General features: G+C 32.9%; 6 protein-coding genes. All 6 read right to left on the bottom strand.

The window, feature by feature from the left end:
* Positions 1-23: 23 nt before the first annotated feature.
* The 6 genes from ASC41_RS12255 to ASC41_RS12230 all read right to left on the bottom strand — a co-directional run bounded on the left by ASC41_RS12255 (position 24) and on the right by ASC41_RS12230 (position 12,667).
* A complete protein-coding gene (locus ASC41_RS12255) occupies positions 24-1,601 on the bottom strand; it encodes a sulfatase family protein (protein ID WP_055436938.1) in 1,578 nt (525 codons plus the stop codon).
* Positions 1,602-1,694: 93 nt separating this feature from the next.
* On the bottom strand, positions 1,695-3,374 hold the full coding sequence (locus ASC41_RS12250; RefSeq protein WP_055436937.1) for a hypothetical protein: 1,680 nt from the start codon (positions 3,372-3,374) through the stop codon (positions 1,695-1,697).
* Between the two features lie 17 nt (positions 3,375-3,391).
* A complete protein-coding gene (locus ASC41_RS12245) occupies positions 3,392-5,161 on the bottom strand; it encodes a RagB/SusD family nutrient uptake outer membrane protein (protein WP_055436936.1) in 1,770 nt (589 codons plus the stop codon).
* Positions 5,162-5,180: 19 nt separating this feature from the next.
* Positions 5,181-8,219: a SusC/RagA family TonB-linked outer membrane protein gene (locus ASC41_RS12240; protein ID WP_241489666.1), complete on the bottom strand. Its 3,039-nt coding sequence runs from the start codon at positions 8,217-8,219 to the stop codon at positions 5,181-5,183.
* Between the two features lie 60 nt (positions 8,220-8,279).
* Positions 8,280-10,166, bottom strand: coding sequence for an alpha-1,3-galactosidase-related protein (locus ASC41_RS12235; protein WP_055436934.1), 1,887 nt, complete (start codon positions 10,164-10,166; stop codon positions 8,280-8,282).
* 155 nt (positions 10,167-10,321) lie between these two features.
* Positions 10,322-12,667, bottom strand: coding sequence for a glycoside hydrolase family 2 protein (locus tag ASC41_RS12230; protein WP_055436933.1), 2,346 nt, complete (start codon positions 12,665-12,667; stop codon positions 10,322-10,324).
* Positions 12,668-12,719: the final 52 nt, after the last annotated feature.

Here is a 12,719-nt window from a genome sequence, read left to right as displayed (position 1 = left end):
GAATTGAGTGTTTTTTTTTGTTTTTATCTAAAGATAACTTCCTTTACATTTCTATCATATCCTTCACCTCTTAAGGATTCAAATATTTGAAGTAATTCTTCTAATTTTTCAGGATTTGATTTTGCTAAATTATTTTGTTGGCCTGCATCTTCTTTTAAATTATACAGTTGAAATTCTGGTAAATTACCCACTTCTATCCCAACTTTTTCTCTAAAATTCTTTCCTTTATAAGGCGGAATCATTAACCAATCTCCATGACGTAATGCTGTTTTTCCTGTGGCTTCAATAATTAAGTTTTCTCTTCCTACTTTAGATTCTCCCATTAAAACACTTAGAAAATCTTTACTATCTGTTGTAGTATCTTCTGTACCAACTAAATTAGCTAAAGATGCTAATAAATCCATTTGACAAACAACAGCGTCAGACACACTTGGATTAATTTTCCCTTTCCAATACGTTATAAATGGTACACGCGTACCTGCTTCAAAAATACTATACTTACCTCCTCTTAATCCACCACTAGGATCGTGCTTTCCTGTTTTTTCTACTGCATCATCATAATAACCGTCGTTAAGTACTGGTCCATTATCGCTAGAAAAGACAATTAATGTGTTCTCTAAAAGACCTTCATTTTCTAAAGTCTTCATGAATTCCCCAATACACCAATCTGCTTCTAAAATTACATCACCTCTTGGTCCTAAACCAGATTTACCAGCAAATCTAGGATGTGGTGTTCTTGGTACGTGTGGTTGTTGCATTGCATAGTATAGAAAAAATGGTTTATCCTTATGTGTTTTTACGTAATCTTGAGCCTTTACTAAAAAATGGTCTGCCATATCTGTATCTGTCCATTTAGCAGCTTCTCCACCTTTCATATAACCAATACGACCAATACCGTTTACAATACTGTTATTATGGCCATGATGCCATTTCATATCTACCATTTCAGGATTAGAAACAGCAGTTGGCTCTCCTTCAAAGTTCTCTTTGTAACTCACAGAAATAGGGTCGTTTTTATCTAAACCAACTACATTTCCATTATCTATATAAACCGTTGGTACACGATCTTGTGTTGCTGCTAAAATGTAAGATTCATCAAAACCAACCTCATTAGGTCCTGGAGAAACACGCGCGTTCCAATTTACAACTCCGGTTCCTAAACCTAAATGCCATTTACCAACAATTGCAGTATCATAACCTTGACTTTTTAACATTTTTGGTACTGTTTGTTGCTCTGTACTAATTAACAAAGGAGCGGTTCCTGGAAGGATTTTTGCTTTCTTATTTCTCCAAGGATACATACCAGTAAGTATTGCATATCTACTTGGCGTACATGTTGCTGAGGATGCATAACCATTAGTAAACTTTACACCTCCAGAAGCTATTGCATCTATGTTTGGAGTTTTTAATTCTGTAGCGCCATAAGCGCTTAAATCTCCATAACCTAAATCGTCTAAATAGATGACAATAATGTTTGGTTTATTAATAGCGCTTACTTTTTCAACCTGCTTTACTTCTTCTTTGTTTTTATCAGATTTACAACCTAATAAAATTGTAACGGTTAATAAAACGAATAAACTTATATAGCTTTTTCTTAACATACTTAGTTTTTAAATTATTATAATTACTTTAAATGAAGTAATAAAGAACTGCCTAGAAAGAGGTAGGTTTTTTACTTAAAAAAATAGTGTTTATTATCTAACTTCTAAAGGTCTCCAACTTAAATCGTCGAAATACATAATCTGTTCTCCAGTTACACCAACATTGTCTGATGCATTTATTTTAATGTCAAACTTTTTATTAGTTAAAGCGTCTACAGAAATTGTATTACTTACTTCTACCCATTGCCCTCTAGGTAAAGTAGAAATATCCCAAGCTGAAACTTCTCCACCTTGTACTTCCGTTTCAAAAGCTAGCATTGTATTTCCCGGCTCTAAGTATACCATGTAAGACACATTATAAGTTCCTGCTGGTAAAGTAGCAATAGCAAATGTTGATTGTGATCCATTAGTAAACCAAGTCCCTTGTAGTTTTACTGTTGTAACGCCTGCTGGGCTTTCATATTTCATTGAAGCAGACCCGCTATTTGAAAGATCTGTTGTTCTTGTAAGATTAAGAAATGCATTATTAGTGGCACCAACCCAATAACCTTCTGCATATCCTTTTCTAAGTAAATTACCTGTACTTGCTTCTACTTCGAAACCTGTATAATCTAATCCTGAACCTGTAATTATATTGTCGTTACTATGCATTACTACGTTTGTTACAGCAAAACTTTCTAAAACTCTAAAGTCAACAGAACCAATGTTTCCAGCTGTATATTCAACTGTAATGTTATCTGAATTATAAATTGGCGCAGACAATACTAAATCTATTTGTGTAGCATCTGAACTATTTACAGTTGCAGATTGAACTGCAATATTTTGATCGAACATAGGAGTTGCAGCTGCATTAACAACATGTACAGTAAAATTACCTTCCTCACCTATTAGTGTTTCTATTTCTCCTGTTACATTAAAAGAAATAACTTCAGAAGCATTTTCTGTTATCATGCCATTAAGTACGAAAGGTTGTGTAGATGGAATAACCTCAATTTTTAAAGGTATTAACTTAATCGCTTCACCTTCTGGTTTTTCATTATCTGTTCTTGCAGAAATGATAGCTCCAGCAGCAAAATTACCTAACCCGTTATAGGATACATTTACAGTCTCAGCTCCACTATTATTAGGCGATGCACCATTAAGAATCCAAGTTCTGGCATCTGGTGCTCCTGTTGTTGTTAAATCTATATAAGTCAATTGTTCACCAGCTTCTAACGTTACAGTTGGCCATGAAGCAGCATTAGCTTCACTAGGCATATCTGTTTCATTTATTGAAAGTATTTCTTCTGTCCCTTTCATAACTTTAAACATAGGTTTAACATCATCAAAAACAGTAACTGTAAACACTTTATTTACTTTCCATACACCATCACTAAAAACAGATTCTGCAACAGAATCTCTAAATGTATTCCTTAACTCTACCTCTTTAACTCCTGGTTGTCTAAAAATAACATTAATATGATTTTGACTAGATGCTAATGGTCCTGCAGAAGATATAAAATCTGTATAAATTGTATCTTGCTCTGCATTAAAATCTCCATTTAATAAATTTGTTCCTGATGGTATATGCCAACTATGCGTTAATGCATTTTTAGACACATCCCTAAATCCTACATAATCGTTTAAAGCTGAAACGTAATCAGATTCTTCAAAACCTTGAGTTGTAGTCCATAATAGACTTGAAAAATCGCCATAAGGTGCTTCATAATCATCTTTTTCACAACTAACTATAAACGCCAGTATCAATGCCGAAATAATAAATATTTTTTTCATCTTTCTTCTTTTTAAAATTAGTTTGAAACTGAATTGTTACTTAATGTTTCACTTGTTGGTATTGGAAAATATCCATTAGTATAAAACTGTGCAGCTCCTGTATATTCTTGTACTAATTGTGGATCTTCTGTTGAATCTGGACTCACACCTGCTTGTACTAAAGAACTATTTCTTGATAACGTACTAGATGTTTCATCGTCATAATAATCATAATCTATTACGTAAAACGATTGTGTAGATAAATTGTTAAATCTATCACTAGCAACGTTCCAACGTCTTAAATCTATAATTCTAGTTGAAACACCTTCTACAGATAATTCTAATGGACGCTCTACATACATTAAATGATCCATAAGAGATTCTTCTGTATATGGTGTACCATCTGTTAAACTTACGTTAGCATCAAGTAATTGTAATCCCCAACGTTGGCGAATAGGATTTATTAAATCTATTGCTCCACTTATATTATTGTCTCCTTTTAGCACAGCTTCTGCATACATTAAATAGACATCTGCTAAACGATTCATGATTACATTTTTACCAGACTTCCAACTTGTATCTCCAGTATCATTTTCGTTAGCTGCAATATCATGATTAGTATATTTTTTAAAATAACCATATTTTCTTTGTGAGCTACCAAAGTTTTGTGCTATTGGTGCAGATGGTTGTAAATAATACTCAGTGTCCTGGTCATTGACTACAGCTATCATTGCAGAGGATCTAAGTGATACGTGTCTTGCTCTAGGTAAATCTGTTTCTCTGTCTATTACTGTGTTTCTTGAGTCAGACATGTTTAATGGCTCGTTAGCATAAGCATGAATCAACCATGCTGCTGCTGTAAATTGTTGATTAAAACTAGAACCTCCAGCATCCTGTGGCCCGGAGAACCTACCGTTTCTCATATTAAAACTTTCTTCGTCCCATTGCGATTCTTCCAATTGCTGATCGACTGAATAATTAATTTCTAAAATAGACTCAGAATTAAAATCTCCAGCTTCTGTAAACATAAGACTAGCATCTTGTACTAAAGCATAACCATAAGGACCATTAATTACATCATCGAAATACGTTTTTGCTATTTGATAATCTGCTGGATTATTTGAAGCCGAATATAAATAACTTGTTCCCAAAATAGTAGCTGCTGTACCTGCTGTTACTCTTGTTTTCTGAGGAAATGTGTTTGGTAAATTTTGGTAAGCAAATACTAGATCGTCTCTAAAAAATGTCATTACTTCTTCTGAAGTGCTTAATGGTTTAGAAAAATCTGCTTGTGTAGCTGGTATAACGTCTCTTATTACTATACTTCCTTCGTTATATAAAGCGTGTAAATAAAAGTGAGCTAAGCCTCTAAAAAATCTGGCTTGAGCCATTTGTTCTGTCCAACGGTCTGCTGCTTGTAAATCTGCATCCATACTATTTAAACCATCCATAACTTGATTGGCTCTCCATATTACTTGATACAACGCATCCCATCGTTGATTTATAAAATCATTATCTTCATTAATAACGTGCTCATAAATATTTAATGCATCAGCTCTAATATTTCCAGATCTAATCCCTGGAAAGGCCATATCTGATCGCCAAGATTCTTCTCTAGCAGATACAATCCAAGTATTTAACATGGCTCCATAAACTGAAGTTAATACTGTTTCTGACTCGTCTAAATTTTGAAAAAAGGTGTCTGCCGAAATTTCATTTGGGTTCGTCTCTTCAAGATAATCTTCGCATGATTGTACCATTGCTAGGCAAAAAACAAATGCTGCTATTTTTATTAAATATGTTTTCATTTTTCTAAGTTTTTTTTGATTAAAAAGAAAGTTTGACACCTAAACTATAGGTTGACGAAATTGGATATCTTGATTGGTCGATACCTCTTCTTGCGACGTTGTTACCTCCTACTTCTGGATCATAACCGTCGTAACCAGTAATAGTAATTGGGTTTTGTGCGCTTAAATAGACTTTTAATTTGTTCAATCCTATTTTATCGCATGCTTCTTCAGGAAGAGAGAAACCTAAAGTTACTTGTTTCAATCTTAAATAATCTCCATCTTCTAACCAGTAATCTGTTGTTCCTGCATAGTTTGGATGTTCTCTACCTCGACCTTGAAACGAAGGAATATTAGACGTAGGATTGTCTGGTGTCCATTGATTTACTAGGTCTTGGTGACGTTGCCAACCGTACATTGCTGCTTTATTACCATTTAATATCTCGGCTCCTGATGTACCAAACCAATTCATTGAAAAATCGAATCTACCAATATCCCAATTAAAATTAATTCCATATTCAAAATCTGCTAATCCACTACCATGGTATGTTCTATCTTCTGCTGTTATATTTCCATCGCCATTAGAATCTACATATCTTAAATCTCCAACTTCTGCATTGGCTCTTGAAGGAAATTGTCTATAGAGATCTCTTTCTGCTATATTTTTAATTGTCCCAGATGTTTCATGTAAGAAAAATGCACCTGCTTCATAACCTTCCGCAATAACAGTTGTTGCATATAAATCGCTATCACCACTAATTAATGATGAATTACTATTATAAATTATACCATCACCAGCTACTTTAGTTATTTCATTATCGTTAGTAGTAAAAGTTGCACCTATTCTAAACTTACTTTTTCCTATTGATGCTCTATAATTAGCTGCTAACTCTAAACCTTTGTTAGTCATATTACCAACATTTAATATTAGACTTGGATCATAAAGCGCTCCTGAAGAACCTGGAAGTGTTACTGGAAATAACATGTCTTCTTTTTTAGTTATATAGTAATCTGCAGTTAAGGTCACCTTATTTCTAAATAATGAAATATCAACTCCTATATTATTGGATATTGAAGTTTCCCATTTAACATCTCTATTAGCATAAGAACGTATTGAAGAACCAAAGTCTACAGAACTATCATTTTCACTAAAAATATAATCTGCAAATGGTGCAATAGTACTTGCAAACTCATAATCACTAAAACTATCGTTACCTACTTGACCGTGACTTAAACGTAATTTAAATTTATTAACCACTTTCTTTAAAGGCTCCCAAAATGGTTCGCTAGATACATTCCATGCAGCAGCTACAGATGGGAATGTTCCCCATCTAAAGTCTCTACCAAATCTTGATGAACCATCACGTCTCGCTAATGCAGATATAATATATTTACCATCGTAATTGTATTGTATCCTTCCTAAAATACCAACTCTTTTAGTTGTATAATCAAACCCACTTCCTACATTCTCATTCAAAGTACCACCATTTAAAACGGTAATTGCATTATTTGAGACACCGTTTATAGAAGCAAAAAACGTTTTATTATTATCTTCTTCTAATGTAACTACTGCTTGAGCCGAAACACTGTGCTTCCCAAATTCTTTCTTAAAATCTAGACCAGCATCCCAACTAAACTTTGTAGTTCTTGTTGCCGTTTCTGTTACTCCATTTAAAGTAGGATCTGATTCGGTTGTACCATCATCAATATTAAATAAATCGAATTTTGGACGAAAAATACTTCTACTATCATTTGTAATTGAGGAACCAACATTGGTTATAAAATCTAAATTCTCCACTAGTTTACGTCTAATTCCTAAACTAACATTCGTTCTATCTCTATTACTATCATCTTTTCTTTTAAGCGCTTGCCCTAACGCTATTGCTGGTGTTCTAGTTCCTCCAGAGCTATTTACAACTGCAACATCGGCATCTGGATTAATTTCAGGAAAATAAGGTCTGTATCTACTAGCAGTTACTATAAGTCCTTCACTTGCTCTTCTTCTATTTTCGTTGGTAGTAGCTATACTTCCATTAATTTTCCATTTATCAGTATTGTACTGTGCTGAAATACGTCCATTGTAGCGTTTAAAATTTGAATTGACTAATGAACCATCTTGATCATACAAGCTTCCTGAAGCATTATAAGAGAATTTCTCTGTACCTCCAGATAAATTTAAATTATACGTTTTTACTTCGGCAGCATCGACTAAAACATAATCCTCAAAATTATTATCGTTACCTAACCACTCTGGGTTATTAACTGTCGCTGGATCAATACCTCCAAAATAGTTAGCTGTATTAATCTCATAAAATAATTGATCTGCTGTGTTCATTAATGGTGTACCAACGCCAAGAAATTGTTGTCCCACAGTATAATCAAAATCCACACTCATTACGCCATCTCTACCAGTCTTTGTTGTTATTAATATTACACCTGCTGCTCCTCTTGACCCATAAACAGCTGTAGATGCTGCATCTTTAAGTACATCTATAGTTTCTATTTCGTTAGCCGATAGTCCTGGATCTCCAATTTGTGGTATTCCATTAACAACAAACAATGGTGTATTACTTCCACTTAAAGAAGTAATACCACGTATTTGAATATTTGAAGCTTCACCAGGTTCTCCAGAGCTAGCAGATACACTTACACCAGCAATTTGCCCTTGTAATCTTGATGCTATATCTGAGGTTACAAATTGCTCAATATCTTTAGCTTTCACTCTGTTAACAGCACCAGTAACTTCTTTCTTTTTAACCGATCCATATCCTACTACAATAACTTCGTCTAGGCTTTCTGCATCTTCTTCCATAGAAATATTAGCAGTTGCAGAGCTTACTATTAAAGTTTGTGACTTTAAGCCGATAAATGTAAAATTTAGAACATCACCTGTTTTTGCTTCAATGGTGTAATCTCCATCAAAATTTGATGAAGTCCCAACATTTGTACCTTGTACAATTACAGTTACACCAGGAATAGGCATCCCATCTGATGCGTCTGTAATTTTACCACTTACTTGAGCATACCCAAAAAATGACACACCTAAGGTCATCGACAGTAGTAGAGAAATAGATCTCATAAAATTTAGTTTTTTGATTAATATTTTGCTTTTCATATGGTTGGTTTTGATTGATATATTCTATTTAAAGTTTAAGCTAGTTAAAGATTCGTCTGTCTCTAGGATTTCTTTTGCTTTTCCTTGATACGTGTTATTTTCTAATGTAATATTCTTTGATGCTTCAACTCTTATTGCTGGATTATTGGGATGAAGCTGAGGAAATGTACCAGAATTAGTAATCGTGTTTCCTTTAAAAACTAATCCATCTACATTGGTTACTTCTAAAATTAAATTATCGAATTGGTTGAAAGTATTGTTAGTAATTTCAATATTTTTAAAGGCTATATTTTTGTTATCATCATCTGTATCAAAACGAATAACACCTCTATTTTTACCTCCATGTTGACAGTCTTGAAATGTATTTCCTTTAATAACAACATTTGCTGCATTTCCAGATTCGTACCAATGACCACTTTCTACAGGTATTAAAAGGGCTTCCATTTCTGTACTAAAAAAATTGTTTTCTATAACCGTATTTACAGGATTAGAAATTAACAAACCTCTAGCTCTATTATTTCTTATTTTACAATTTTGAACTAATAAATCTGGATAACCATCAAGATTTTCTACTAAATCTCCTGGTTTTACATCTTCTGGCAATTTTTCATTTAATGTAATAATTTGATATCTATTATTAATGTATTCAATGCTTTTGATAGTTGATTTTTGATAGGCGAAAAATGAATTACTCAATCTTACAAAACCTAAATTATCATTTGGTTGACCAATAACAAATGCCTTTTGTTGATGATGTCCCATTCTTACTCCTACTCTATAATCGTCTAAAACATCTACAATTTTTTGATACGTGCCATGAATATTTGAAGCATCGTCTAGTTGATTTTCGAATGTGCAATTTTTTAAGACTACTTTACCACTACAACCTACAAAGTGTGTAGCATCTGCAGTGGTTGAAACCATGCGTCCTTGAGAAGGTGTTACATTAAAATTATCCAATATTAAATCTGAAGAGTTTTCTGCTATAATCCCCATGCCTCCAGCATGATGTACGTTTACATTTAAGGCATTAAAACCATCTGTATGTGTTACTCTAAATGCTGGTGCTACTCTATTTAAACCTTGTTCACCTTTCATCGATAAGACAAAACCAACTGGTGGCATTTTTTTAGTATGACCGTGAATTCTTATTAAGCCTGGTTTTAATTCTTCGGCAGTTACACGATTTTCGATACCTATATCTTTATAACCAACATCGCGTCTATCGTATTCGTACTTATAGCTTATATTTTTTAGGTTACGTTTTACATCTGCTTTCTTTTTAGTTGTAATACTTGTATAAGCTTCGGTATTAAAAGCAATTGCCTTTCTTTCTGGATCGTATAAAATAGATTGTCCGATAGTATGCTGATAGTATTCTTTAACAAAAATTAATTCACCATTTGTTATATAATAAGGATACTTCTCATCGATTTGCATATCGAAAGTTTTATTTTTCGCATCATTAGCTACAATTAAACCTTCACTATGAAAAGACTGAAACCAATCTATCGACACATTCTTTACACTAATATTTTTACTACCTTCAATTAAAAATGGAATGATAACACCATGGAAAATAAAAGTTGAACCTTGACCATCTATTGTTAAGTTTTCCATATTTAATAATGGAAAAGGTGTATTTATCATTAAATCTCCATGGTTTGAGATATAACTAAACTTCTCGAAACCTTTATCTGGATAAAAATGATATGTTCCTTTTTCGAATATAATTTCTGAAATAGGATTATCGTTAGTCTTTAATATTCTAGATACTAATGCTGGTGTTGCATCTTCTGCAATTTCTAAACCAAATGTAACAACTTCTGCTTTTGGCATTGCTTTACTAAAGCATCCTAAATTTAAGAAGGATAGTGCTAATAGAAATAATATGAAACTATTTTTTTGCATAGAGGTTTAAAATTGGTTTGTTACAATGGTTAAATTTCAGTTAATTATATAAAGTGTTTGTATATATGGGTAAATTATATGTCCTTAACAGTAAATTAACATTTAAAACCAAGCCATACGCGGCATTGTTTGATTTATTGAATACATTAAAAAACTTATTTTACTTCAAACTCTAAGTTGCCTTTTAATGATTCGGAACTTGCAGATACACTAATAACCTCTTTAGTGTTTCCTAATTGTAAGATTGCTGATGCAATTCCTGCTTCTGCTTTAACAGCATCAAGATTCATCACTTTTACATTACCATTGATGCTTAAAGTAATGGTTTCAGAAAATTCTGGATTAACTGTATCGTTATCATCAATTGCAGCAACATAAAGAAACATGGTGTCGCTTTGACCTGCAGTTGGAGCTTTACCACTTTCGTCTAACCAAACTTTTAGTTTCGTTGCTTTTTGAGGCGTTATAACAACGTCTTCTCCTATTGCTTTCCCATCAACTAAACCTACTGCTTTTAAAGTTCCAGGTTTAAAAGTTTTTAGACTGAAGGTAAAAGGTGGATGATTTAAATGTGTTGTATTTTTATTAGCATTAGGCTTTTGTTTTCCTACTAATTCATCATTTAAATACAACGCTACCTCATCTGCATTAGAATACACCATAATATCTGTTGGTGATTTATCATTCCAATAGGTTGCTAATTCAACAACTTTTAATTCATCTATATCACGCTGGCTTTGATAAAAATAATAGGCGAATTTTGGTAACCTAAATAAGTCCATTAAACCAGAACGCTCGATATCATCGTGGTAACCTCGGTTATAATCGTACATTACCCAATAACTATCTGAATACGCTCGCATACTTAAATTATCGTTATGCGCTTCTTGGACATTGTAGGCTTGACGCATCATACGTTCTTCTCCAAAACCACGAGCTTGACGACTACTCTTTTCTGTTCTTATATCCTTAGGCATTTTATCTTGATTTAAACCCGCATTTTTCGAGTAGTATTCCCAATCACCATATTCTGAAACTGTAATTGGTTTTTCTTTATAAGGATGTGGCCTTAATATTCTATGCTGACGTGCTTCTAAATAAATATCGTAAACATCGTCCTTCCAACCACAAGAATATACATTCTTACCTGGATATTCGGCATGTGTAATGTTGTTTAATTCTTCCATGAAATAAACTGGCATTGTCTTAGTTTCGTTTAAGGATACTTCCCAAGCCAAAACTGATGGATGATTTCTATCTCTTCTAATTAAGTTTGTTGCAGATTTATAACAATAGTTTCTAAAATCTTCGGTATCATTATAAAATTGCCAACCCATAATGGCATCTATAACAACTAATCCTAATTCATCGCAAGCATCCATAAACGCTGGAGACTGTGGATAATGTGATAACCTGATATAATCGAAACCTCCGTCTTTTATTTTCTTAGCATCTCTATATTGTGCATTGTCTGATAGCGCGTAGCCTATGTATGGATATTCTTGATGACGATTAACACCTCTTAAAAACGTTTTCTCTCCATTGATATACAATTGATGTTTATCATCAAAAGTAAATTCTCTAATACCAAAACGCGTAGTTTGTTGATCTATAATTTTGCCATCCTGAAGTACTTTGGTTTCTAAACTGTATAAATTAGGCAGTTTTGGTGACCATAATTTAGCATCTACAATGGTAATTTGTTTTGATAATTCTATATCTTTTTCTCCTTCTATTCTCACATCGGAAGACTTTATCTCTTCCACTACTTTTCCGTTTCTTAAAACTGTTTGAACTAGTTCAATAGATTTTGAATCTTTATATTCATTAACTAAATGTGTTTTTACATGAACTACAGATTCAGCTTTAGATACTTTTGGATAGGTAATAAAAACACCTCCACCTGCAACTTTATTGGCTAGCACAGGATGTGAAATATAGATTTTTTCTTTTGTAAATAAATTGGCTTTTCTATACAAACCTCCATACATATTAAAATCTAATCGATTTAATGGTTTTGGCCCAGTGACTAAGTTATCGGTATTATCTAAACGTACAGCAATTATATTTTTATCACCAGCTTTTATGTATTTTGAAATATCTACAATAACTGGTAAATAACCGCCTTGATGCTCATTTACTTCTATTCCGTTTATGTACATTTTAGAATAATTCATGGCAGCTTCAAGCTCTAAAAACACTTTTTTATCGTTATCACTCTTAGGTATTGTTATAGTTTTACGATACCAACATATGCCTTGCCACTGGTCGTTTACTGTTAAAGGCTCAATATTAGCTGTATGTGGTAAACTAACCGTTTCCCAAGCCGAATCGTTAAAATCTACAGTATGAATTTTACTATCTAAATCTTTAGATTCTTCTACTTTACTAAATTTCCAATCTTCATTAATTTTTATCTCTTCATTGGTAACAACTTCTTTACAAAATTGAAAAACTATAACAACAACTATTAGTAATAGTACTATTTTTAAATATTTCATATGCCTATATTTATTATTTTATATCACGTGTTATTCTCTATTAGTCATTCTC

Source organism: Lacinutrix algicola, assembly GCF_001418085.1.
Lineage (GTDB): Bacteria > Bacteroidota > Bacteroidia > Flavobacteriales > Flavobacteriaceae > Lacinutrix > Lacinutrix algicola.
Note: the sequence above shows the minus strand (reverse complement) of the source record. Positions and strands in the feature narration are given on the sequence as shown.